The following is a 24,117-nucleotide window of genomic DNA, read 5'->3' on the forward strand; positions in this document are numbered from 1 at the left end:
CGTCGCAGATCCGCCGCGGACCCGGCCCCGCCTCGCCCACCTGCCCGGCGCGCCCCGACCAAACCGGTGTGACCAGCACCGACCGTGGTAGGGATCAGTCGTACGCACCGGACCCGACGGAGGCACCATGAGCCCGGACCCGACCCCGGCCGAAGGACTGAACTGCCTGGTCACCGGCGCCACGGGCTATATCGGCGGCAGGCTCGTCCCCGAACTGCTCGCCGCCGGACACCGTGTCCGCTGTCTGGCGCGGTCGCCCGACGCCCTCCGTGACCACCCCTGGGCCGACCGGACCGAGATCGTCCGCGGCGATGTCACCGACCCCGTCTCGACGGCCGCCGCGATGCGCGGTGTGGATGTGGCGTACTACCTGGTCCACGCCCTGGGCACCGGCAAGGGCTTCGAGGAGACCGACCGCCGCGCCGCCCGGATCTTCGGGGAACAGGCACGCGCCGCCGGGGTCCGCCGGATCGTCTATCTCGGCGGTCTCACCCCCGCCGGAGTCCCGGACCGCGAACTCTCGCCCCATCTGCGGTCCCGTGCCGAGGTCGGCCGGGTCCTGCTGGAGTCCGGGGTCCCGACGACCGTACTGCGGGCGGCCGTCATCATCGGCTCGGGCTCCGCCTCCTTCGAGATGCTGCGCCATCTCACCGAGCGACTGCCCCTGATGATCACGCCCCGCTGGGTCAACACCCGGATCCAGCCCATCGCCGTACGGGACGTACTGCGGCTGCTCGTCGGCGCCGCCGCCATGCCCGCCGAGGTGAGCCGGGCCTTCGACATCGGCGGCCCCGATGTGCTGACGTACCGGCAGATGATGCTGAGGTACGCGGCTGTCGCCGGACTCCCGCACCGGGTGATCCTGCCCGTCCCCGTGCTCACCCCCCGGCTCTCCAGCCTCTGGGTCGGACTGGTCACCCCCGTCCCGGGCTCGATCGCCCGGCCGCTCACCGAATCCCTGCGGCACGAGGTGGTCTGCCGGGAGCACGACATCTCCCGCTACGTACCCGATCCGCCCGGCCACCCCCTCGACTTCGACACCGCGGTGGCCCTGGCACTGCGCCGGGTGCGCGAGGCCCAGGTCTCCACCCGCTGGTCCTCCGCCTCCGTCCCGGGCGCGCCCAGCGACCCGCTGCCCACCGACCCCGACTGGGCGGGCGGCAGCCTCTACACCGACGAACGGGAGCGGGTGGTCGACGTACCGTCCGACGCGCTCTGGCGGGTCGTCGAGGGAATCGGCGGCGAGAACGGCTGGTACTCCTTCCCGCTCGCCTGGGCGATCCGCGGCCATCTCGACCGGCTGGCGGGCGGGGTGGGGCTCCGCCGGGGGCGCCGGGACGCCACCCGGCTGCGGATCGGCGACTCCCTCGACTTCTGGCGGGTGGAGGCCATCGAACCGGGCCGGCTGCTGCGGCTCAGGGCCGAGATGCGGCTGCCCGGGCCGGCCTGGCTGGAGATGCGGTGCGAACCGCTGGGGGAGGGGCGGACCCGTTACCGGCAGCGGGCCCTGTTCCATCCGCGCGGACTGCTGGGGCACGCCTACTGGTGGAGCGTCGCCCCGTTCCACGCGGTGGTGTTCGGCGGCATGGCCCGCAACATCACCCGTACCGCCGCCGCGCTCGCCGCGGATGGCGGGGTGCCCCCGGCGCACGAGGGCCCGGGGAGACCGGGGCGCCGTACGACCCCCTGACCGGCGACGCCGACCGCGCCGACCCCGCCGGCCACGGAAGCGTTTGGGCCGTTCGGGCGACCCGATCCCGGCGGTCTCACGCAGTGCAGTGAATCCGCGGATACGGTAATAGCTTTATCGATCATGCTTTGTCAGTGTTTGTCCATGCCAACGCAAACAAGGCTCCGTGCCTGTGCCGCGTCGTTCGTCGCCCTGATCACGGCGGCGACCCTGTCGGCGGCGGGCAGCGCGTCCGCCGCCCCCGAGCCGGATCCGTCCGGCACCACCCGCGCCGAACCCGCCCCGCTGCGGAAGGCGCCCTCGCCCATCCCCGGCCAGTACATCGTCACCCTGAAGAAGGGGACGAGCCCGGAGTCCGCGGTCAAAGAGGCGGTGCCCGGCCTCAAACCCCTGTTCACCTACTCGGCGGCGCTGAACGGCTTCGCGGCCAGGCTCAACGCCGTCCAGCTCAAGGCGGTACGGGCGCTGCCCGGTGTCGAGACGGTCGAGGAGGACGGCACGGCGACCGGCGGGCCGATCGCCCCCCGGGACACCCGCGTCCAGGCGTTCAGCTGGGGGCTCGACCGGATCGACCAGCCCTATCTCCCGCTGAACCAGCAGTTCAACGTCAGCGGGACCGGGGTCGGCGCCACGGCGTACATCATCGACTCCGGTATCGACTTCGCCCACCCCGAGTTCGGCGGGCGCGCCGTCCGCGGCTTCGACGCCATGGGCGACGGGCGCAACGGCGCCGACTGCGCGGGCCACGGCACCCATGTCGCCGGTACGGTCGGCGGCGCGACCTACGGTGTCGCCCGGCAGGCCCGGCTGGTCAGCGTGCGGGTCCTGGGCTGCGACAACCGCGGCTCCTGGTCGGGCATCATCGCGGGCTTCGACTGGGTCGCCCAGAACGCCCGCCAGCCCGCCGTCGTCAACGCCTCCCTCGGCGGCGACCGCAACCAGTCCGTCAACAACGCGGCCACCAACCTCTCCCTGCGCGGCGTCCTCCCCGTCATCGCGGCCGGGAACGACGGCCGGGACGCCTGCGACGTGTCGCCCGCCAGCGCCAGCCGGGTGGTGACCGTCGGCGCCACCGACCACCAGGACGCGGAGACCGACTTCAGCAACTTCGGACCGTGCCTCTGGCTCTACGCCCCCGGCAAGGCCATCATCTCGGCCAGGCTCGGCGGCGGCAGTACGGCCCTCGACGGCACGTCGATGGCCAGCCCGCACGTCGCCGGGGTCGCGCTCCTCTACAAGGCCGCCCACCCGTCGGCCGAACCGGAGCAGGTCGCCAACTGGCTGGCCGCGCAGTCCACCAAGGACATCCTGACGGCGAGCAAGACATCGCCGAACCGGCTGCTCTACACCGACGCCCTCTGAACCGGCGGCCGGGGGTGCTCCGGACACATCCGGCCCGCCCCCGGCCCCGTTCCGTACGGTGCGCCCCCGCCGGGCCCCGTACCGCCACCGGCTCCGGCCCGTACCGCTACCGGGCCCCGCGTCGTACGGCGAGCCCGCGCAGCCGCCGTACGGCACCGGAGACCGCGGCGTCCACCTCGGCCAGCCGCAACGGGCGGGCCAGCGCCACGAAGACCCCGACCACGACCACACCACCGGCGGCGCCCGCCGGTACGGCCCCGGCCCAGCCGCCGACCGCGCGGGCGGTCGCGAATCCCAGCCCGGCCGCGGGTACCGCGGCCACCAGCAGCCGGACGAACGTCCCCGCCGACGCCGAACGCCACCACCGCCCGGACCGCCCCGGACCCGAACCGTCCTCCGGTGCCAGCCTGCGGCGCAGCACGAGCGCCGTCACCACCCAGCCGACGATCAGCCCGGCCGAGTACGCCCCCGCCATCCCGGTCACCGCCCAGCGCGCCGGAAGCAGCAGATACGCCATCACCGCGAGCCCCGCGTTCACCGCCACGACCACCAGATTGAGCAGGAACGGCGTCCGGGTGTCGGAGAGCGCGTAGAAGGCGCGGGAGAGGACGTACTGGCCCGAGAAGGCGATCAGCCCCGGGGCGAAGGCCATCAGGATGCCCGCCATCAGCGCCACGTCGTCCGGGTCGGTCCGTCCGTAGCCGTACACCACCGTCATGATCGGCTGGGCCAGCGCGAACAGCGCGCAGGCGGCGGGCACGATGAACGAAGCGGTGGTCCGCAGGGCGTACGAGACATCGCGCCGTACCGCCGCCCGGTCGCCGTCGGCCGCGGCCCGGCTCATCCTCGGCAGCAGCGCCGTCACCAGCGACACGGTGATGATCCCGTGCGGTACGGCCCACAGCACATAGGCGTTGGTGTACGCGCTGAACCCCGCGCCGCCGTCGATACCCGCCTCCGCCGCCCGCCGGCCCGCCGTGGTCGCCAGCCGGGTGACGACCCAGTAGGCGGCCTGGTTGGACAGGACCAGCAGCACCAGCCAGCCCGCGGCCCGCAGCGGCCGGGTCAGCCCGCTGCCGCGCCAGTCGAACCGGGGCCGCCAGGAGAACCCCGCCCGCCGCAGCGACGGGACCAGCGCCAGCGCCTGGACGGCGATGCCCGCCGTGGTGCCCCAGCCCAGCAGCGCCCTCTCGGCCGGGGTGAGGGTCCCCCCGTCACCGGTCACCAGATAGAGCCCGAAGACGGAGATGACGACCAGGTTGTTGAGGACGGGCGTCCACATCATGGCGCCGAACCGGCCCCGGGCGTTGAGCACCTGACCGAGCACCGTGAAGAGACCGAGGAAGAAGATCTGCGGCAGACAGTAGCGGGCGAAGGCGACCGTCATCTCCGCCTGTGCCCCGGTGTAACCGGTGTACGCGGAGACGATCTGCGGCGCGGCGGCGACCGCGGCCCCCGTGATCAGCAGCAGGGCGACGGCGCAGACCGTGAGCAGCCGCTGGGTGTACGCGGCACCGCCGTCCGCGTGCTCCTTGGCGGCCCGGACCAGTTCGGGCACGAAGACCGCGTTCAGGGCGCCGCCGACCAGCAGCATGTAGACGATCGTGGGCACGGCGTTGGCGACCGCGTACCCGTCGGCGGTCAGCCCGATGCCCAGAGCCGCGGCGATCACCGCCGAGCGGGCGAAGCCGGTGAGCCGGGAGACCAGCGACCCGGCGGCCATCAGGGCACCGCTGCGCGCCACGGAGCCGGACTGTCCGGCCTGTTCTTCCCGTTCGCCCTGTCCGGCCCCGGCTTCCCGGGCCTCCCCGGCCTCGGGAGCCGTTCGCGCGCCGGGTACGAGACCGGTCGCCGGGCCGACCGGACCGCCGGTCAGTTCCGCGAGGCCCGGTTCGGCGCCCGGCCCCGTACTCGGCGCCGTACCCGGTCCCGTAGGTGATTCCCCGCGCGGCTCCGTGCCCGGCGAGTCGTTCCGCCCAACGGTCTTTCCCATTCCCCCGGTCTCTCCGTGCCCCGCCCCCGGCGCCCGGCTTCCGCGGCGGAAGCCCGCAGAAGCGGTCCCGGGGGTGAACGTGGAGGTTACCCGGCGCCGCCTGTAGCCCATGACGCCGGATCGGTCCAGCGGTCCGATACCCGTGTCGCATGAGCAATGTGACAGGACGATGACCGTTTCTCATCAGTGACCGTTACATCGGGGTTACGGCGATCACCTGCTGTTTTCCGGCATTAGAGTCATGCATGTCCCCCGAAACGGTGCACAGTCGCACAGCTGTCGCGATCCCTGAATCTCGATAGGTCGACAGAACAACCCACCGGCCGACGTGGATACACCGACTCACCGACACCGGATCCGTTCCTCCAGGCAGTTGCCGGAGACCGGATCCCCGCTCCCGCCGGAGGCCCTGTTGCGCCCGATATCCGCGCGTCCCTCACGCCGCTCCGCCACCCGTCTCGCCGTGGCCGTCGCGGTGCTGGCCCCGCTCGCCCTCGCCGGCTGCTCCTCCGACAGCGAGGCCGCCGACGGCTCATCGGACTCGGCCAAGGGCGGGGGCAAGCCGGCCACCGTGACGGTGTCGCCCAGCGGCAGCGGAGTGAAGGCGGGTCAGCCCATCAAGGTCACCGCCGACGGCGGCAGCATCACCTCCGTCGCCGTCACCGACGGCAAGGGGACGAAGTTCGAGGGCAAGCTCTCCGCCGACGGCCGGGTCTGGACCTCGGAGCGGATGGCCGCCCCCGGCACCGACTACCAGGTCACCGCAGCCACCAAGACCGACGGCGGCACCACCGGCACCGGCAAGGGCACCTTCTCCACCCTGAAGGCGGAGAAGGTCAACAAGGTGACCCTGGCGCCGGTCGGCAAGACCATCGGCATCGGCCACCCGGTCTCCATCGCCTTCGACTTCCCGGTCAAGAACAAGGCCGCGGTCGAGAAGGCGCTCAAGATCACCACCGACAACAACACCCAGGGCTCCTGGGGCTGGGTCAAGGACTGGCACGGCAAGGACCGCGTCGACTGGCGGCCGAAGGAGTACTGGAAGCCCGGCACGAAGGTCGCCCTCGACGCCCGGCTCAACGGCGTCGACTCCGGCCCCTCCGGGGGTTTCTTCACCCGCGACTACGACCTCTCCTTCACCATCGGCTCCGCCCAGATCGTCAAGGTGGACCTGGACAACCAGCGCCTCACCCTGGAACGGGACGGGCAGCAGGTCCGTACGATCCCCGTCTCCGGCGGCACCCCCGGCGGCGTCAAGCGCTCCTGGGGCGGGACCACGGTCCTGATGTCGAAGGAGGGCACCATCAACATGAACTCCGAGACCGTCGGCCTCGGCGACGCGTACAACAAGATGGTCGACTACTCGATGCGGCTCACCTGGTCCGGGATGTACGCCCACGCCGCCCCGTGGAACGGCGCCTACTTCGGCCGCGCCAACAAGTCCTCCGGCTGTATCGGCATGAGCACCGGCGAGGCGTCCTCCTTCTACCAGCAGGTCCGCGTCGGCGACCCGTTCGTCATCACCGGCAAGGACCACAAGGGCGTCCCGCCGCAGGGCAACGGCTTCAGCAACTGGAACGAGTCGTGGGAGCAGTGGCAGCAGCGCAGCGCCCTGCGCTGAGCCCCGCCGCGAAACCACACGACGCCGTGCCGACCGGCCCTCGGGCCCGTCGGCACGGCGTCGTCGCGGGCCGGATCCGGCGCTACGGCTCCGGGGCCGGGGTCACCGGCCCGCGGCCGGGATCACGGCCCGGGGCTCACTCCCCGCCCATCGCCGCGGCCATCCGCAGATGCGGCGCGGCCTCCGCGGCCCGCCCCTGCCGCTCCAGCGTGCGGCCCAGCATCAGCCGGGCGTAGTACTCCGCCGGGTTCCGCTCCAGCACGGCCCGCAGCTCGGACTCGGCCCGGCCGAGCCGGGCGGAGTGATAGTAGGACCGGGCCAGCAGCAGCCGCGCGGCCAGCTGCTCCGGCTCCTCCTCGACCAGACCGCGCAGGATCCGGGCGGACGTCAGATACTCCTTGCTGTCGAAGAAGAACTGCGCGCGGTCCCACCGCTCGGCGGCGTTACCGAACTCGTAGTACGTCTCCTCGGTCACCCGAATCCCTCCTTCTCCGGTCGGTCACCCCCTGCAACCGGAGCGCCGAAGCCGATATTCCCGCCCCTCCCCGGTGCCCTCGGTGCCCGCCCCCGTGACACCCTCGCCGCCGCCGCGCCCGCCGTCCGGCGTGCCGTACCCGGCCCGGAGGCGTGGGGGCTGCCGGTCCGACCCCGCCGGGGAATAGGTTGGGCCCATGAGCAATCTCGATCGCCAGGCCGCCCTCTCCGTCTGCGGCGGCCGCGGTTTCGTCGTCGCCGAGCCCGTCCGCGAGCTCCTCAGCCCGCGCCGGGTGAGGCTCGGCGAGTCCACCGAGGTCCGGCGGCTGCTGCCCAACCTGGGCCGGCGGATGGTCGGAGCCTGGGTCTTCGTCGACCACTACGGCCCCGACGACATCGCCGACGAGCCCGGAATGCAGGTACCGCCCCACCCCCATATGGGCCTCCAGACCGTGAGCTGGCTGCACGAGGGAGAGGTACTGCACCGCGACAGCACCGGCAGCCTCGCCACCATCCGCCCCCGGGAACTGGGCCTGATGACCTCGGGCCGGGCGATCAGCCACTCCGAGGAGAGCCCCCGCCCGCACGCCCGCTTCCTCCACGGCGCCCAGCTCTGGGTGGCGCTCCCCGACACCCACCGCCATGTCGAGCCCCACTTCGAACACCACTCGGCCCTCCCCGAGGTCACCGCCCCCGGACTCACCGCCAAACTGATCCTCGGCAGCCTCGACGGCGCGGCCTCCCCGGGAACCACCTACACCCCCATCGTCGGCGCCGACCTCGCTCTCACCGCGGGCGCGGACCTCCGGCTCCCCCTCGAACCCGACTTCGAGTACGCCGTCCTCTCCATGTCCGGCGAGGCCCGTGTCGACGGCGTCCCCGTCCTCCCCGGCTCCATGCTCTACCTCGGCTGCGGCCGCACGGAGCTGCCACTGCGCGCCGAGTCCGACGCCGAACTGATGCTGCTCGGCGGCGAACCCTTCGACGAAGAGCTGATCATGTTCTGGAACTGGATCGCACGAAGCAACGAGGAGATCGTCCAAGCGCGCCGGGACTGGATGGAAGGCACCCGCTTCGGTGAGGTGAAGGGATACGACGGCGCTCCGCTCCCGGCTCCCGAACTCCCGCCGGGGCCGCTGAAGAAACGCGGACGGGTGCGCTGAGCAGGGATCCCATGAGGTCGGTTGGATTCGCGATCCGGCAGGGCGGGGTGGCGCCGGGGAGGGAAACGCGCCACCACGGCTCAGAGCTGCGGCAGTCGGTCCGCAACTGTGGGAGAACGTCGCTCCTCAAGCCAGAAGAGACAGACGCGGAGGTGCGATGCCAGCTCGCCGTCGAGGTGTGCGGCATACTTCAGGGCAGCAGTGGCAACACCTCGCCCTGCCTTCGCGTCGTCGGCCTCCAGTCGGCTCGCCGGTTCGCCGGATACTCCCTGATCTGCCCTCGGCCGCGCCACCATTTCCGGACCGCTGCCGGTGTCCAGCGAGTGTCGCCGTCGCAGCCGTAGCCGGAGAATGCCTCGGCCTCCGCCGCGTTGACCAGCTGCGGCACCTCCTCGGGCGTCCGGGGCTGCCGGTACACGTACTCGGTGAAGTGGCCGGCCTCGTAGAGCACGGACTCGGGGGCGTGGATACGGCCCGTGCCGCAGTGGTCGGTCTCGGCCCCGTAGAACGGTCCGGGCACATTGAGCCACTTCCGATCCGACCACTGCCCGAGAAATGCCCCTCGCGCGTCGTCGAGCAGAGGCACCGGAGCGAAGTAGCCGTACACGGCGGAAGGGTAGCCGTGTCCTGAACGGTTCACCGGACACGGCTGAGTCCCTGGGCGAGCCCGTGCGGTTCACGCACCCCGAAGCCGACCCTGACGCCTGACGGTGCCGCGGTGGCCCCGGCCGCGGCCCACCCGAAACCCTCTCCATGTATCCCGTGGAATCGTGCGTCCCCCGGAACTTCTGCAGTCGGCATCCGGCGGCCTGCGCAGCCGACTGCGCCGGCGCTACCACTGATGGGGACTCGGGCACGGCCTGAATACGGCATCGCGCGGTGCGTGGACTCTTCCCCGGAGCCCTCTGCGGGCGCGAGACTGAACCGCGCGGCTTCAGCGTCCTGTGCCAGTGTCTGGCTTCCCCCGACAGATCGAGGCTCGTTGCCTCGGCGGGAAGCCGTTCGTGGTTTCTCCAGTGAGGGGAGCACCGTCATGCCGTCTTCATCCGATCCCGGGCCGCGTTGCCCGATGCTCGATCCCACCGGCAGCGCGCCGCACACGGAGGCCGCCGCGCTGCGCATGCGGGGTCCCGCCGTCCGTGTCGAACTGCCTGGGGGCGTCATCGCCTGGTCGGTGACGCGGCGCGGCGTCATCCAGGACCTGACCACCGATGCGCGCGTGTCCCGGGACTTCCGCAAGCACTGGCCGGGGGCGGCCGACACCCCCGAGGGCTGGTCCCTGGCCCCGCTGGCCTTCGAGGACAGCTTCTTCAACCTGTACGGGGCGGAACACCGCAAGTCCCGGGGGCGGATCTCACCGGCGTTCGCGCCCCGGCGGGTCGACCTGATGCGTCCTCGCGTGCAGGCGATGGCGGACCGCCTGGTGGCGGCGCTCGGCGCGCTCGCTCCGGGGGAGAGCGTGGATCTGCGGCAGGCCTTCTCTCTGCCTCTCACGATGACGGTCATCTGCGATCTGGTCGGGGTCCCCGCCCATCTGCGGGAGGGGATAGGCCGGGTGATGGACGCCTCGCTGGACTCCACGCTCGACCCGGAGAGCGCGCTGGCCGTCGGCCGGGAACTCGACGAGCGTCTGTCGGAGTTCATCGCCTACAAACGGACCCACCCGGCGTCCGACCTGACCACGGACCTGTTGCTGTCCAACGCGCCAGGTCAGGAGCCGCTGGCCGACTCCGTGCTGGTCGGCACGTTGTTCGCGATGATCAACGCGGGCTATGAGACCGCCGTCAATCTGATCACCAGCGCCGTCCAGGCCCTGCTGACCCACCCCGGGCACCTCGCCCGCGTCCGCGAGGGATCGATCGGCTGGGACGATGTGATCGAGGAGACCCTGCGGTTCGAGGGCCCGGTCATGCATGTCCCGCTGCGGTACGCGATCGAGGACATCGACCTCGGCGACGGCGTGGTGATCAGAAGGGGCGAGGCCGTCATCATCGGCTTCGCGGCGGCCGGGCGGGACCCGGAGGTCCACCCGGACGACCCCGACGTCTTCGACCCGACGCGTACGGACAAGGCACATCTCGCGTTCGGCTTCGGGCCGCACTTCTGTATGGGGGCGTATCTCGCACGTCTGGAGGCGGACGTGGCCCTGACCACGCTTTTCACCCGGCTGCCCGCGCTGTCCCTCACCGATCCCGGTCGACGTCCGGCCCGCCTCCCCTCGATGATCGTCAACGGTCCCGCGAGGCTCGATGTCGTCCCCCGGCCGGAGACCGCCACCGACTGAACCCGGCCCGGCCGGTCGGTGCGGTGACCGTCCCGTTGCCGAGGTCGTCGTGCCAGCAGGTAGAGGTGAACTGCCTGATAGCACGGCCGAGTTCGGTGGTCGAGGGTCACGGAGCCCGAGCGGGGTTCTTCCTGCCCTGACGGCGGGATCACTCCGGAGTGTGCGCCCTGTTCCTCCTGGGGCTCCCGGAGTCGTACCCCGGATGGGCCAACACAGGCCTCGCCGTGATGGCGGTCGTCACTCTCCCCATATGCGTGCTCCTGGAGATCCTCGTGGTCCTCTTCAACGTTCCGAAGTGGATCGCCCGCTGCCTTGACAGCTCCGTGCGCAGCACGGACTACGACGGAGTCCGGTGCTGCCACGGTAAGGGGGGGCGGGGGCCGCGCCGCGGTGGGTCAGCTCGGTGCCGGGATCCAGCGCTTGACGATGCGCGGTCCGGAGTGCGGGGCGGGCCAGGTCTGGAGCCGGACTTCCTCGGTCGCTTCGGGTTCCTCGTCCGATTCGGACCAGTGGACGGCGGCGGCGGCGGTGTTCCGGCGCGAGGCGCGGACCCGGGTCCATCCGGCGGGCGTGTCGAACCGGGCCGCGTCGTCGAGGTAGTCGGTGCAGCCCATCACGACGAGCCGTCCCGAGGGGGTGTGGAGGCTCGCCTCGACGACGTGGTCGAACTCGTCGCTGTCGTCGTCCGGCCGGTGGGCGAGGACGTGGATGTTGACCGTCACGGTGTCGTTGACCGCTGTGCCGATGGCCAGGGCGTCGTCGATCGTGGCGAGTCCGTCCAGGACGGCCTGGCTGTTCCACACGTCGCCGAAGTCGCCTTCGGACCTCTCGTCCAGGATGTGGATCTGGAAGTAGTCCGCGAAGATCTCAAGGGTTGCCACCAGGGCATCTTCCCCGCCGCCCGGCACCGACGGCACGGCGGGGTCAGGCAGTCCCGGTCCACGGATACAGGGTGTGCCGCTGGCTGGGCAGGGCGCGCGGTGACGCCTGGCGGAACAGGTGCCGCCCACGTGCTCGCCGTACGGGCTCGCCCCGGACGCAAGCCCGGACGCCGAGATCCGCCGCCTCGGCGCGGTCCCGCGCGTGGAGAACGCCGTTGAGCGCTCCGCCCGCCCGTGGGCATCGCGGGGATCCTCGGCATCGAGGCCGTCCAGCTCACCGAGGTCGTCCCGTTCCTGGCCGAAGGCGAGTTGGCCGGGCTCGGCGGGGCGTACTCCAAGGCCGGGGACGGGGAGCCGTACGTCCAGCGGGACGGTTTGCTGCTCACCGGGCAGAACCCGGCGTCCTCGGCTCCCGCGGCCGAAGTTCCGGATTCAGATCGGATGTCAGTCCGTCAAGAATGCGATAGTCGTCGAGGAGACCGGAAGGCATGGTGCCTGCCGCGCCGTTTGAACTGCATATATCGGGAGTGCGGAATAGTTGTCGGCGGGCGCGGCGGGCGCGTCCTTCTTCTGGGCCGCGCCCGGGATGCTCTTCCGCGCGTTCACGGGCTTGGTTTTCCCAGGCTGCGTGAACGCCGTGCGTAGGTGGTCGGCGACGGCCTTCTCCTTCGCGTCTGCTTTCGCGCTGCGATGCAGGAAGGAGATGTAGGCGAAGGCAGCTGCACCCTTGGTGGTGGGCTTTCCACCGGTTCCGTCAGGGCGGGGGAGGCAAGTGGCGGCGTCCCGGCGCGGGGACAACATGAAGAGCCGGTCCTCCCGGGCTCCGTTCATCGTGCGGCCCGGGGGAGGGGTGAGTTTGATCAGCGGTTCGTAGACGCTGAAGACGCGGTCGTCCTTCCTCTTCTTGTCGCCCCGCCCGGTCTCGACGGTCACGGTGTGCTGAAAGGTCTTCAGTACCTTGAGCCGGTCGAAGCTGACGGCGCCCCGCTCCGGGCTCCCGAACTCCCCCGGGGCCACTGAAGTCGCCTGGACGGGTGTGCCGAACCGGTGTTTCATAGGGGCGGCCGGATCCGCGATCCGGCGGGGTGGAGTGGTGTCGGGGGAGGGGATCCGGAAATCGGCAGCGCTCCGGGCGCTCCGTCCGCCCCTGGTCGCCTCCATGTACTCGACCGAAGTCCGAGCCGTGGTACGCGGCTTCGCAGGCTGCCCGATGCGCAGCAGGCCGCCGACCATCAGCAGAGGGATAACGCGACAGCGCCACCCGGACCCCGGACCCCGGACAGACGGGACCACCCGGCGCGGCCTCGGTGTCATCCCCGCGGAGCAAGAACGCAAGAAGGAGAAACACCGCGTGACCCGCACCACGCCGGAACGGCCCCTGGACATCGAGGCGGTCTTCCCGGCTCTCGCGGCGCACCGGGGTACGGCGACGCGGATGCATCCACGACGGGGCTCCCCCCGCGTTACGGACAGTTCGGTCGGTGGCCCGTTCTTCTGGCCGGCGCACGAACCGTGGCCCGTATGTACCGTTCCGCACGACCGGACCACCGGTCACCGCCCGGCCGACGTCCGCCGGGAGAGGGCCGTACTCGCGGCAGCATGGGGACGACAGGACCCGCACGGCCCGACCGACGACGAGCGTGCCGAACTGGCCACCCTCGCCCCCGGCCCCACGCACCCCACCTCGGTGAAACCGCCCCCATACCGCTGCTCGCCCTCGCCCAGCTGTTCACCCGCGATGTCCCCGGCCTGGCGGGGCCCGACGGGTGCGACCTGCTCCAGGTGCTGTGGTGCCCCTTCGAGTCACACGGCCCCCGCCGCAACGCCTTCGACGTCGTACTGACGTGGCGGCGCTCCGCGGACGTGACGGACGTCCTGCCCGCCCAGCCCGAGCCCGCCGTCATCGGCCGCGCCCAAGGGCTCCCCAATCCGTGCGTTCTCCACCCCGAACAGGTCACGGAGCACGAGTACATCGAATTGCTCGACGACGAACTCCTGGAATCCGTCGAGGAATGGGAGGAGGACATGGAGGAGGCCGCTGACGACGCGACGGACGGCGCCGCGGAGCCGGGCGGCTATGCCACCTACGAGGAGTACGAGGCGGCGATGCGCGCCGCCGAGCGGAACACCGCTCCGGCCGTCAGTTACACCGGCGACCTGTCGATCGCACCGGGATGGAAGGCCGGCGGCTTCGCTTCCTGGCACCTGACCGGCCCCACCACCGCCGTCTGCGCCGCGTGCGGTACCCCCATGCGCCTGCTGCTGACAGCCGCGGACCGGGAATGGGACACCGGCACGGAAAGCTGGGTCCCCGTCGAAGACCGTGAGTCGATGAACGCCAAGGGTGCGAACACTCCGACCGGTGTCTCACCGGCCCGCGGCACCATGCATCTCCTCATCTGCCCCGACGACCCCGACCACCCGCACCACACGGTCTTCCAGTAGCCGCACGCCGCGAGATCCGGACCGCGTACCGCTCTCAACCCCGTACCGACGCACTCGGGACCGTCAGAAGCGGTGCGAACCCGGCCCTGGTCGCACAGCGGCCCACAGCGGAACAGGCCCACTGCCAATCCTCACCACCAGCGGAAGCCGTGGCACTCGGCACTCGCGCGAGCGATCAGACGTTCAGGCGGGGGTGTAGCCGCGGGTGCTGATGTGGTCGTGGACGAGGTGGGTGAAGGCACGGGTCGCGGCGCTTTGGTAGGCGTTCTCGCGTCGCAGGAGGGTGACGGTGCGGGCGGGGAGCGCGGGGTTGAGGGGGATGGGGGTGAGGCGGGGGTGGTCGTGGGTGATGGCATTGGGCAGGACGGTGGCCAGTGTGGTGCGCTGGACGATTTCGGTGAGGGCCTGGACGGAGTTGGCCTCCACCGCGATGCGCGGCCGCACCGCGTGGGTGGCGAAGTAGGCGTCGATATGGCTCCGGGTGGCGAAGTCGCCGCTCAGCAGGGCGAGTCGCCGGTCGGCGAGGTCCCGTACGGGAAGCGGCTCCTGTTCGCCCGTTCCGGACCGGCCGGCGGCGGTGACGAGGGTGAGTGTCTCGGTGAACAGGGCGGTGGCGGTGATGCCGGGCGGGTGGGGGCCGTGGAAGGCGATGCCGAGGTCGAGTTCGTCGGCCAGCAGGGCGGCTTCGATGCGGTCCTGGGTCATCTCCCTGACATCCAGGGTGATGCCGGGGTGGCGGGTGTGGAGTTCGGCGGTGAGGGGGCCGATGAGGTAGGCGGTGAAGGTGGGGGTGAAGGCGAGGCGGAGGTGGCCGATGGAGAGGTCGGCGACGTCCAGCACGGCCCGCTCGGCCGCCGCCAGGTCGCGCAGAGCCCGCCGGGCGTAGCGGACGTAGGCCTCGCCCGCGTCGGTGAGGCGTACGGTGCGGCCGGTGCGTTCCAGGAGCTGGGCGCCGACGGTGCGCTCGAGCTGTTTGATCTGCTGGGAGAGCGTTGGCTGGGAGATGCGCAGGTCTTCGGCGGCGCGGGTGAAGTTGGCATGCTCGGCGACGGCGAGCAGGTAGCGCAGGTGACGGAGTTCCAGAGCCATATCCCAACTATAGATGTCATCGATAGAAGGCATTGATATTGCGTCTTGGACGCTATAGGTCCTGGTCATGCATGGTGGATCTCGTCAGCCCCACGGGGCCGGCAACCACGAAGGGAGTGACCATGCAAGACCTCACCGAGGGCGTCGCGCAGTTCCAGCGGGACGTCTACCCGGCCAAGGCGGGCCTTTTCGCCCACCTGGCGACCACCCACCGCCCCTCGACGCTGTTCATCAGTTGTTCGGACGCCCGCGTGGTGCCGGAGCTGATCACCCAGAGCGAGCCGGGCGAGCTGTTCGTGATCCGCACCGCCGGGAACCTCGTCCCCGCCCACACCCCCGGTCCGGACGGAGTCTCGGCCAGCATCGAGTACGCCGTGTCCGTCCTGGGCGTGAGCGACATCGTGGTGTGCGGGCACTCCGCCTGCGGCGCGATGACCGCCCTCGCCGAGCAGCACGATCTGTCCGGCGCGCCGGCGATCGCCGACTGGCTGCGACACGCGGACGCCTCCCTCGCCCGCACCGCCGCCGAGGCCGGCGCGCAGAAGGTGGATGCCCTGGTGCGGGAGAACGTGCTCGCCCAGCTGGCCAATCTGGCCACCCATCCCTCGGTGGCCCGCGCCCTGGCCGCGCACGCGGTCACCCTGCGCGGCTGGGTCTACGACATTCCCACCGGCGTGGTCGAAGAACTCGACACCACCGGCCGGCCCGCCGCCCTCGCGGTCTGACGCCGACGCCCTCCCCGCTCCTCTCCCTCTCTACCCCCCCCGAAACCGCCGTTCCGCTCCCCGCGAGCGGTGCGCGGCACATCCGGAAGGAAGCCCATCTCATGGTGCACGCCCAGTTCGACAACACCGCTCGTCAGGCCCTGGCCGCCAAGGCCGTCGACGCCAAGATCCGCAAGGACCTGACCTGGCGGGAGATCGCGGACGCCGCGGGCCTGTCGGTCGCCTTCGTCACCGCAGCCGTACTCGGCCAGCACCCGCTGCCCGAGGCGTCGGCCGAGGCCGTGGCCGAACTCCTGGAGCTGGACGCCGACGACACGGCGGTCCTCCGGACCATCCCGGTCCGCGGTTCCATCCCCGGCGGTATCCCCACCGACCCGACCATCTACCGCTTCTACGAGATGCTCCAGGTCTACGGCACCACGCTGAAGGCCCTCGTCCACGAGCAGCTCGGCGACGGCATCATCTCCGCGATCAACTTCAAGCTGGACGTGAAGAAGGTCGCCGACCCCGACGGCGGTGAGCGCGCGGTCATCACCCTGGACGGCAAGTACCTGCCGACCAAGCCCTTCTGAACCGGCAGCCCCGGGGCGGGCCCACGGTGACGGCATCGGTCCGCCCCGCCTCTTCCGAAGGAACGCTCATGGACTTCGTACAGCGCACGAGCGACATCGCCCGCCGCAACGTCGAGAAAGGCGGCCGCCCCTTCGCGACCGTCATCGTCAAGGACGGCGAGACCCTCGCCGAGTCCCCGAACCTGGTCGCCCAGACCTCCGACCCGACCGCCCACGCCGAGATCCTCGCGATCCGCGAGGCCTGCACCAAGCTGGGCACCGAGCACCTGACCGGCGCCACCGTGTACGTCCTCGCCCACCCCTGCCCCATGTGCCCGGGCTCGCTGTACTACTGCTCGCCGGACGAGGTCGTCTTCCTCACCACCCGCGACGCCTACGAGCCGCACTACGCCGACGACCGCGAGTACTTCGAGCTCGACTCCTTCTACGGCGAGTTCGCCAAGGACTTGGCCGATACGGTGCCGTATGACCTGCTGTTCGGGCCGCCCCGGGGGTCACCCGGGCGTACCGATGGGATCACTATGGCGATGACCACGGTGGACGTGGCGGTTCCCGGCGCGCTGCGGCCGGTCGTGGACGTGGCGGCGCTGCCACCGGCCCTCGGTGACGCGGGGCCGATGTGGCTGGTGCTGTCCGGGGGCGGACGGCCGGCGCGGTGGATGCCGACGACCGGCCCACTGACTGGAACCGGCTGGACGTCACCGATCTCGCGTCCGGCGAGGTGCTTACGGCGCGGGACGGTCCGAATAGGGCTGAGGAAGACGCGGAGCACGACCTCGACCACTTCCACGGCGCGCTGTCGTTGAGTCCTGACGGGACTCGTATCTACGACGGCGGCTGGGTGTGGCAGCCGTGGGGGACGCCGGCGGTGTGGAGCCTGACCGCCTGGCTGCACGACAACCCGTACGAGTCCGAGGACGGGCCCGGCTATGCGGTGTATCCCGGGGTCTCGGAGTGGAACCGGCCGGTGGCGTGGATCGACGACGAGCGGATCGCGGTGTACGACCGGGACGACGGCGGAAGCGGTACCGTCCACGTCCCCGACCCCACCTCGATCGAACCGCGCTCGCCGGGCGTCCGACGGATCAAGGCGGTCGCGACACCCCTGGCCGGTCGGCGCCTCCGGCTTCTTCACCGACGGAGAGCATCCGCTGATCGCCGACGAGGCCGGTCCGCACGGCGTCGGCATCACCAGCGGACAGCGGGTGTTCGCGATCGACGGATTCCGCCCGGCGCGTCAGGGCCGACATTCTGGAACGCTGATCCAGTCCGGCGGTGCCGATGCCCGGTTGTGGACGCCGCCGGAGTGGCCTGTACGCGTCGGCTGAGCTGTCGTTTCCCGTCGGGTGCCGAGCGGGAGGGCATCCGCGAGTTCACCCTGGAAGGGCTCGGCACAGTCTCCCGCGAGGGCAAACGGTGGTCCTGCGAGAGCAGTGGGACTCGGCGGCCCCGATGCGCCCGGGCCGGTCGCCGCGGGCCGTACGCTCACCGGCCGGTACGCGGCCTGCTCACAGGTGGGCGTCCAGGAACTCCCCGAGCGCGGCTCCGGTCATCGGACCGCTCCCGGCCGCGATCGCCTCGTACCGGTCGATCAGTACGAAGGAGGGCGCGCCGGTGACGCCGTACCGCCGTACGGGGCCGGGGCACCTCGCGATGTCGGCCCGTACGACGATCAGCCGGCCCTGGTAGGCGTCGGCCACCTCCCGCACCAGGGGTTCCATCTCCTTGCACGCCGCCACGGCCTTGGGCCAGACCCCGTAGAAGTACGCGAGGACCGGCACGTCCGCCCGCGCCAGGACGAACTCGAACTCGGCGTCCTCCCGGGGTTGATGGACCCTGCTCGCCATCCGCACTCCTCGACACTCCACTCGATACGAGGCAGCGGATGCCTCATGGTGTTCTCGACCACGGCCGCGCGCACCGCCGTCAGCGGGCCTTGCGCACTCGGCCCGCCCTGCGGGCCTCCGCCATCATGCGGGCCTCCGCCGCCTTGCGGGATTCCTTCGGCGGGCGGCCCGTACGGGTCCCCAGCCCCCGGAACGCCGCGTCGCCGGTCTTCGCCTTCTCCCGCACCGGCGGGCGCTTCGCGCCGGTGATGCCGGTCAGCCGCTCCTCGCCGGAGCGAACCTGGGTGACCGTGGGCCGGATCCCGGCGTCCGACATCATCCGGTTCACGTCCCGGCGCTGGCCGGGCGTGACCAGGGTGACCACGCGGCCCGACTCCCCGGCCCGCGCGGTGCGCCCGCCGCGGTGGAGATAGTCCTTGGGGTCGGCGGGCGGATCCACATTGACGACGAGGTCCAGCTGCTCGATGTGGATACCGCGGGCGGCGACGTTGGTGGCCACCAGCACCGTGATCCTGCCGTCCTTGAACTGGGCCAGTGTGTGCGTGCGCTGCGGCTGCGACTTCCCGCTGTGCAGGGCGGCCGCCTGGATGCCGCTGCTCCGCAGGTGGCGGGTGAACTGGTCCACACCGTGCTTGGTGTCCAGGAACATCAGGACCCGGCCGTCCCGGGCGGCGATCTCGGTGGCGGTCGCGAGCTTGTCGGCGGGATGGACGTTCAGTACGTGGTGCTCCATCGTCGCGACCGAGCCCTCCGCCCGGTCGACCGTGGCGAGCACCGGCTCGGTCAGATACTGCCTGACCAGGTGATCGACGTTGCGGTCGAGCGTCGCGGAGAACAGCATCCGCTGCCCGCCGGGGGGCACCTGGTCCAGGGTCTCCGAGACCTGCGGCAGGAAACCGAGGTCGCACATCTGGTCCGCCTCGTCCAGCACCGCGATCCGTACCCGGTCCAGATGGCAGTCCCGCCGGGCGACGAGATCGGTCAGTCGTCCCGGCGTCGCCACCACGACCTCGGCACCGGCCCGGAGCGCCGCCACCTGCCGGTTGATCGCCAGCCCGCCGACCACGGTCGCCGAGCGGAGCCCGAGGGCCTCCGCGTAAGGCGCCAGCGCCTCGCTCACCTGCTGCGCGAGCTCCCTCGTCGGCACCAGGACCAGCGCGAGAGGGCGCTTCGGCTCCGCTCGCCGGCCCGCCGTACGCGCCAGGAGCGCCAGCCCGAAGGCGAGCGTCTTCCCCGAGCCGGTCCGCGCACGGCCGAGGACGTCCCGGCCGGCCAGCGCGCTCGGCAGGGTGGCCGCCTGGATCGGGAACGGCTCCCTCACCCCGAGCTCCGCCAGCACTCCCGTCAGCTCGACCGGCAGGTCAAGCTCCGCGAAGGATCCGGCGGGCGGGAGACCGGGCGCCGACGTCCCCGGCACCGAGAGCTCGCCCCGCGGGGCCCTCTCCTGGCCGGAGCTGCTGGAGGCGGGCTGCTTCGCCTTCATGGGGTCCTTCCTCGTTTCGGCGCCCCTGAACGGACCGGGGCCCGTACCTTGTCCGGCACGGGCCCAGGATGTTTGCGAGCGTGACCTCGACCCTACCAGCGCGGACCTCGCGCCGATCGCCTCGCGGCCCGGCGCCGGCCCCGCTTCGCGCGGCTCTCCCGGCATCGGTCGAACCGCCTCTCTCGATGGTACGGCTCCCGCCCGCCGACAGGTCCGGGGGCGCGTACGGGGCGGGGCGGGCGGCGGGGCCGCCCGACGCCCGCCGGGCCCCGCGCCGACGCCCGCCGGTCACCCGGTTCGGTGCGGTGGCCTGTAGAGGTCGGCGGGGCGGAGCGGCGCGGGCGGGGGGGCAGGGGTGTGCCGCCCGTCGGCGGGCAGGACCGGAGGAAGTAGGAGCCCTACGGTCCACCGCTCGGTGACGGTGACGGTGACGGTGACGGGACCTCGGCCGAAGCGATTCTCGCCCCAGGCGCCCGTCCTGACCAGCGGATCGTGTCACCGGCGCGCCCGGGCCGACGCGGGTGAACGAGTCAGGGGCGGCGGGCCCGGAAGAGGGTGTGGCCGCTGTCGCCCTCGGGGACGTACTCCTGCCGTTCGACTACGAGCCCCGCTTGTTCCAGCCACTCGCGGTTGGTGGCGGCATCCGCGTGGCTCCACCACATCGGGGCGCCGCTGCCGAGCCAGTTCTCCTCGGTTCCGGTCCACTCGCCGTGTCCCGTGGTGGCCACGAGACAACCTCCGGGGCGGAGCCACCCGGCGGCCTTCCGCAGCAGGGGCGGCTGCTCGGCCAGGGGAATGTGGATCAGCGCGTACAGGGAGACGACGGCGTCGAAGGAAGCGGGGGCGAAGGAGACGGCCGTGGCGTCGGCGTGGATGAACTCCGCCCCGGGCACCCGCTCCCGGGCCCGGCGGATCTGCACGGCACTGATGTCGACGCCGACGACCCGGCAACCGGCGGCAGTGAGGGCATGGGCGACGGGCATACCGCTTCCGCAGCCCAGGTCCAGCACCGCCCCTCCGGCCGGGATCCGCCGACGGAGGTCGCCGAGGAGCGACTGATACTTGGTCTCGGCGCCGTACGCCTCGTCGTATCGCGTGGCAGCCGCGTCGTACCCTCGCCGGACCAGGTCCTTGGGATCTGGGATGTCCATGGCCGAGACGGTAGTCACCGGGGACGGCCGCGGCGAACGACTATCGCGGGCCCACGGCCTACGGTCGCGTCAACCGGTCCCGCAGCCAGGATTCGACACCGCGGAGCGCGGTCCCGGCCAGCGCCGTGGGGTGGCCCGTGAAGCCATGGGGCGCCTCCGGATAGATCCGGAGTTCGACCTCGTTGCCGGCCGCCGACAACCGGCCCGCGAGCGCCAGATTGTCCTCCAGCAGCACATCCTCGGCTCCGACGACCAGCAGTGTCGGGGGAAGACCGCGCAGATCGCCGTAGCCGGGGGAGACATCGGGGAGGGTCCGGTCCGCGACATGGCCGGCGTACGCCCGGATGAAGTACTCGTCCGCGATCAGACGACCGGCCGGGGTCCTCGCGCTCAGGTCGTACGTCCCGAACTGGAGCGCGGCACCGGTGAACCCTCCCACGGCTCCCCGGTCCCTCAGCCTGAGCAGGGTCGCCAGGGCGAGAGTGGCCCCCGCGGAACTTCCCCCGATCGCCAGCCGGGACGTCCCGAAGCGGGTGGCGGCCTCTTCGACGAGCCAGAGCGCCACCGCCTCGCAGTCGTCGGGCGCCGCGGGCCAGGGGTGTTCGGGTGCCAGCCGGTAGTCGACGCCGACCACCACGAGGCGCAGGGCGTCCGCGATCTCACGGTTGCGTACGTCTCCGCGCGCCGCGGAGTCCATATAGAAGCCGCCGCCGTGGATGTCGAGATACACGCCCTGCGGCGGACCGCTGTCCGGCATGAGGATTCTGACGGGGACGGGCGCGTCCCCGGTCTCGACGGTCTCCTCCACGGCGGGTGGGACGGCGGCACACGGTACGGGCCTCTTCGCCCGCGCCGCCCGCAGCTCCTCGGGCGTGCCGGGGCCCCGGCCCGCCGTCCTCGCCCCGTAGAACGCGCGGGCCTCCTCGATCTGCGCCGCCGGTACATCGGCGAACAGCGCGTCCAGCGCGAAGCGCACACGCCCTCCTCATGGTCCGGGGGTTCGACTCCACGCTATCCCGGCCCGTGAAGGGCGGGACCCCGTGGCCCGTCCGGCGGGCCCGGTGAGCCGCGGTGAACTCCACGACGTACGGGCCGTACCGTCGGACCCGGCACCGAGGAGGAGTTCTGATGCGCAGTGTGACCTACGCGATGAGCGTTTCGCTCGACGGCTACATCACGGGCCCGGACGGCGGTTTCGACTGGACGGCCCCGGACGAGGAGGTCTTCCGCTTCTGGACCGATGAGACCCGGCAACTCGGCGTCCACCTGCTGGGAAGGCGACTCTACGAGACGATGCTGTACTGGGAGACCGCCGACCAGAACCCGTCACTCGACTTCTCGACACTGGAGTGGGCCGCGCTCTGGAAATCGCTCCCCAAAGTGGTGTTCTCCCACACCCTGCGGTCGGTACGGGGTAACGCCCGGCTGGCCTCCGTGAGCCTGGCGGAGGAGATCGAGCGGCTGCGGGCCGAACCCGGCGACGGCGATATCGCGATCGGCGGAGCGTCACTCGCCGCCGCGGCCGCCGAGGCGGGGCTGATCGACGAGTACCGCGCCGTGGTCTACCCGGTCCTGGTCGGCGGCGGCACGCCGTTCTTCCCCCGGCACGAGCGCCGGGTGGACCTCCAACTGGTCGAGAACCGGACCTTCAGCTCGTCGAAGGCCGTCTATCTCCGCTATCGCGTGACGCGCCGGCCCGGCGGAATCGACCGGTCCTAGGCGAGTGGGGCGGTTCCGGCAGGGTCCGGCAGGAGGCCGATCAGGCGGTCGCTGAATCTTCCGGGCGACCGTTCGGCTCCCTGGGCGCGGTAGGCGCGTACCGCCGGGTCCGTGAAGGTGAGGACGAGGGTCGGGCAGGCTTCGCCGGGCGAGGCGGCTTCTTCGGGGGAGCAGGCGATCAGGTCGATGGGGTTGAGGCCGGGGCACATGGCCTCGGCCGGGACGTTCACCTGGAGGAGCAGTCGTTTGCCGGGGGCGATGTGGTGCGATCCGGAGGCCGGTGGTCTCACCGGCCGCATGCCCGGTCCGTCCTCGACGACCGTCGCGTCCAGGCCGCCGGCCGAGGCGCCGACACCGCTGCCGAAGGGGGATATGACATCCACGGTGCCCCGGCCGGCGAATGCCGGGGCCGCGATCCGCAGAGGCCGCTCGTCGGCGCGGAGGGCCGCGAAGACCGTCAGGTTCATGCCGTCGTCGTCCGGGGCGGCGGTGTCGTTCGTCGACCAGCTCAGTACGGTCAGCTCGGGGTCGCCTTCCCGCTCCCCGGCTCCCCGCACCGGGGGGTAGATGTTCTCCCGCGCACCGCACCGGGACAGCCTGGCCGTCGCGCCGCCCGCGAGCTTCCGGTCGGGACGCGGGGAGGCGGGCGCGAATCCGGGCGCGGCCTCGGTGGGGGCCGAGCGGTCCGGCCGGTCGGAGAGGGCGGGCAGGCCCACCAGGGTCAGGAGAGCCGTGGTGAAGACCGCGAGGATCAGCCACGACCGCGGGCTCATGCCCCAGAGCTGACGCGACACCATCTCCCCCTCGATCGGTATCCGCGGATTCTGCCAGAGGGGTCGGACAACGCCGTAGGCCGTCACCGGGTGGAGATCTCTTTCGCGCCAAGTCCGTGGACGGGGCAACCTCCGGTGGGGGTTCTTCCTCTTCCACCCCGGTACGCCACAGGGCGCACCGCCGTACCGGTCCGGTACGACCGGCGCACGTCCAGTGTGAGGGAGAAGCACTTGAGGTTAAGAACCGGTATGACCGGCCTGGTGACCGTCGCGTGCGCGAGCGTGTTCCTGGCGCCTGTTCCGGCCGTCGCGGCCCAGGCCCCGCAGGACAAGGCCGCCGCCGCCCACTGTGTCGGCGATCTCGACACCGGCAAGACCACCTGCTACGACACCTTCCGCGAGAGCGTCGCCGCGGCGACCGGCGGCCGGATCACCGACGCCACGCAGAAGACGGCGGCGAAGGACAAGAACTTCCCGGAGAAGCTCAACGCTTCCGCGGGCACCGGCAACGGCACCGCACGCGCCGCGAACCAGTCGCATGTCATCGGGGTCTTCTACTGGGACGGCAACTACTCGGGGCCCACCTGGATCGCCAGGGCGAGCAACCCCTGCTACAACAACGGGCGATGGGACTGGCGCTGGACCAATCTCGGGGACTGGAACGACGCCATCAGCTCCATCCAGCTCGCGGGCAACTGCTACGTCCGGGGGTGGGAGCACGGCGACTACAGCGGTGCCACCCAGTACTACACCTCCGACACGTCCTATGTGGGCAATGCGATGAACGACCGCATCAGCGCCCTTGAGTTCAACTAGTCACAAGCCTCCGGGCCTGTGAGGACGTC

21 protein-coding genes and 2 pseudogenes are annotated in these 24,117 nt (G+C 71.6%); 12 read left to right on the top strand and 11 right to left on the bottom strand.

What is annotated here, in order from left to right:
• The first annotated feature begins 127 nt into the window (after positions 1-127).
• Entirely contained in the window at positions 128-1,690 is a 1,563-nt protein-coding gene (locus ABZ714_RS00910) for an SDR family oxidoreductase (RefSeq protein ID WP_358822957.1), read from the top strand.
• A 144-nt stretch (positions 1,691-1,834) separates the two neighbouring features.
• Positions 1,835-3,052, top strand: a complete 1,218-nt coding sequence (locus ABZ714_RS00915; RefSeq protein WP_358822958.1) for a S8 family peptidase — start codon at positions 1,835-1,837, stop codon at positions 3,050-3,052.
• A gap of 106 nt (positions 3,053-3,158) precedes the next feature.
• On the opposite strand, the gene murJ is transcribed toward ABZ714_RS00915, so the two are convergent.
• Positions 3,159-5,045: a murein biosynthesis integral membrane protein MurJ gene (gene murJ, locus ABZ714_RS00920; protein WP_358822959.1), complete on the bottom strand. Its 1,887-nt coding sequence runs from the start codon at positions 5,043-5,045 to the stop codon at positions 3,159-3,161.
• Positions 5,046-5,457: 412 nt separating this feature from the next.
• On the opposite strand from murJ, the gene ABZ714_RS00925 reads away from it, so the two are divergent.
• Positions 5,458-6,666 carry an Ig-like domain-containing protein gene (locus tag ABZ714_RS00925; RefSeq protein ID WP_358822960.1) on the top strand — a complete coding sequence of 403 codons (1,209 nt, stop codon included), beginning with the start codon at positions 5,458-5,460 and terminating at the stop codon, positions 6,664-6,666.
• A 136-nt stretch (positions 6,667-6,802) separates the two neighbouring features.
• Here ABZ714_RS00925 and ABZ714_RS00930 read toward each other — a convergent pair whose 3' ends face one another.
• Positions 6,803-7,141 (bottom strand): tetratricopeptide repeat protein, encoded by a 339-nt coding sequence (locus tag ABZ714_RS00930; protein ID WP_358822961.1) that lies wholly within the window; start codon positions 7,139-7,141, stop codon positions 6,803-6,805.
• A gap of 196 nt (positions 7,142-7,337) precedes the next feature.
• On the opposite strand from ABZ714_RS00930, the gene ABZ714_RS00935 reads away from it, so the two are divergent.
• Positions 7,338-8,303, top strand: coding sequence for a pirin family protein (locus tag ABZ714_RS00935; RefSeq protein WP_358822962.1), 966 nt, complete (start codon positions 7,338-7,340; stop codon positions 8,301-8,303).
• 190 nt (positions 8,304-8,493) lie between these two features.
• Here ABZ714_RS00935 and ABZ714_RS00940 read toward each other — a convergent pair whose 3' ends face one another.
• The gene (locus tag ABZ714_RS00940) at positions 8,494-8,910 is read right to left on the bottom strand and encodes a ferredoxin (RefSeq protein WP_358822963.1); all 417 of its coding nucleotides are present in this window, start codon (positions 8,908-8,910) and stop codon (positions 8,494-8,496) included.
• A 462-nt stretch (positions 8,911-9,372) separates the two neighbouring features.
• Between ABZ714_RS00940 and ABZ714_RS00945 the strand changes: the two genes are divergently transcribed.
• A complete protein-coding gene (locus ABZ714_RS00945) occupies positions 9,373-10,587 on the top strand; it encodes a cytochrome P450 (RefSeq protein WP_358822964.1) in 1,215 nt (404 codons plus the stop codon).
• 395 nt (positions 10,588-10,982) lie between these two features.
• On the opposite strand, the gene ABZ714_RS00950 is transcribed toward ABZ714_RS00945, so the two are convergent.
• On the bottom strand, positions 10,983-11,468 hold the full coding sequence (locus ABZ714_RS00950) for a hypothetical protein (protein ID WP_358822965.1): 486 nt from the start codon (positions 11,466-11,468) through the stop codon (positions 10,983-10,985).
• 261 nt (positions 11,469-11,729) lie between these two features.
• Between ABZ714_RS00950 and ABZ714_RS00955 the strand changes: the two are divergent.
• Positions 11,730-11,879, top strand: a pseudogene (locus ABZ714_RS00955) (type 1 glutamine amidotransferase domain-containing protein); the annotation flags it as partial.
• Positions 11,880-11,912: 33 nt separating this feature from the next.
• Here the strand turns inward: ABZ714_RS00955 and ABZ714_RS00960 are convergent.
• On the bottom strand, positions 11,913-12,524 hold the full coding sequence (locus tag ABZ714_RS00960; protein ID WP_358822999.1) for a hypothetical protein: 612 nt from the start codon (positions 12,522-12,524) through the stop codon (positions 11,913-11,915).
• Between the two features lie 543 nt (positions 12,525-13,067).
• Between ABZ714_RS00960 and ABZ714_RS00965 the strand changes: the two genes are divergently transcribed.
• On the top strand, positions 13,068-13,913 hold the full coding sequence (locus ABZ714_RS00965; RefSeq protein ID WP_358822966.1) for a hypothetical protein: 846 nt from the start codon (positions 13,068-13,070) through the stop codon (positions 13,911-13,913).
• 183 nt (positions 13,914-14,096) lie between these two features.
• On the opposite strand, the gene cynR is transcribed toward ABZ714_RS00965, so the two are convergent.
• On the bottom strand, positions 14,097-15,002 hold the full coding sequence (cynR, locus tag ABZ714_RS00970; protein ID WP_358822967.1) for a transcriptional regulator CynR: 906 nt from the start codon (positions 15,000-15,002) through the stop codon (positions 14,097-14,099).
• 122 nt (positions 15,003-15,124) lie between these two features.
• Between cynR and ABZ714_RS00975 the strand changes: the two genes are divergently transcribed.
• From ABZ714_RS00975 to ABZ714_RS00985, 3 genes and pseudogenes are all read left to right on the top strand, one after another.
• Entirely contained in the window at positions 15,125-15,727 is a 603-nt protein-coding gene (locus ABZ714_RS00975; RefSeq protein ID WP_358822968.1) for a carbonic anhydrase, read from the top strand.
• Between the two features lie 101 nt (positions 15,728-15,828).
• Positions 15,829-16,299 (top strand): cyanase, encoded by a 471-nt coding sequence (cynS, locus tag ABZ714_RS00980; protein WP_358822969.1) that lies wholly within the window; start codon positions 15,829-15,831, stop codon positions 16,297-16,299.
• A gap of 68 nt (positions 16,300-16,367) precedes the next feature.
• Positions 16,368-16,745 (top strand): annotated as a pseudogene (locus ABZ714_RS00985) (nucleoside deaminase); the annotation flags it as partial.
• A 1,062-nt stretch (positions 16,746-17,807) separates the two neighbouring features.
• Here the strand turns inward: ABZ714_RS00985 and ABZ714_RS00990 are convergent.
• From ABZ714_RS00990 to ABZ714_RS01005, 4 genes are all read right to left on the bottom strand, one after another.
• A complete protein-coding gene (locus tag ABZ714_RS00990; protein WP_358822970.1) occupies positions 17,808-18,146 on the bottom strand; it encodes a thioredoxin domain-containing protein in 339 nt (112 codons plus the stop codon).
• A 79-nt stretch (positions 18,147-18,225) separates the two neighbouring features.
• Complete coding sequence (locus tag ABZ714_RS00995) at positions 18,226-19,629, bottom strand: DEAD/DEAH box helicase (protein WP_358822971.1); 1,404 nt, start codon at positions 19,627-19,629, stop codon at positions 18,226-18,228.
• Positions 19,630-20,159: 530 nt separating this feature from the next.
• Positions 20,160-20,780 carry a class I SAM-dependent methyltransferase gene (locus ABZ714_RS01000; protein ID WP_358822972.1) on the bottom strand — a complete coding sequence of 207 codons (621 nt, stop codon included), beginning with the start codon at positions 20,778-20,780 and terminating at the stop codon, positions 20,160-20,162.
• A 58-nt stretch (positions 20,781-20,838) separates the two neighbouring features.
• Positions 20,839-21,756, bottom strand: coding sequence for an alpha/beta hydrolase fold domain-containing protein (locus ABZ714_RS01005; RefSeq protein WP_358822973.1), 918 nt, complete (start codon positions 21,754-21,756; stop codon positions 20,839-20,841).
• Positions 21,757-21,908: 152 nt separating this feature from the next.
• On the opposite strand from ABZ714_RS01005, the gene ABZ714_RS01010 reads away from it, so the two are divergent.
• Positions 21,909-22,499 (top strand): dihydrofolate reductase family protein, encoded by a 591-nt coding sequence (locus ABZ714_RS01010; protein ID WP_358822974.1) that lies wholly within the window; start codon positions 21,909-21,911, stop codon positions 22,497-22,499.
• Here the strand turns inward: ABZ714_RS01010 and ABZ714_RS01015 are convergent.
• Positions 22,496-23,272 carry a hypothetical protein gene (locus tag ABZ714_RS01015; RefSeq protein WP_358822975.1) on the bottom strand — a complete coding sequence of 259 codons (777 nt, stop codon included), beginning with the start codon at positions 23,270-23,272 and terminating at the stop codon, positions 22,496-22,498. The genes ABZ714_RS01010 and ABZ714_RS01015 overlap by 4 nt on opposite strands.
• Before the next feature lie 249 nt (positions 23,273-23,521).
• Here ABZ714_RS01015 and ABZ714_RS01020 point away from each other — a divergent pair, with 249 nt between their 5' ends.
• Entirely contained in the window at positions 23,522-24,088 is a 567-nt protein-coding gene (locus ABZ714_RS01020; protein WP_358822976.1) for a hypothetical protein, read from the top strand.
• The last annotated feature ends 29 nt before the right edge of the window (positions 24,089-24,117 follow it).

This window comes from Streptomyces sp. NPDC006798, from assembly GCF_040635975.1.
Classification (GTDB): Bacteria; Actinomycetota; Actinomycetes; order Streptomycetales; family Streptomycetaceae; genus Streptomyces.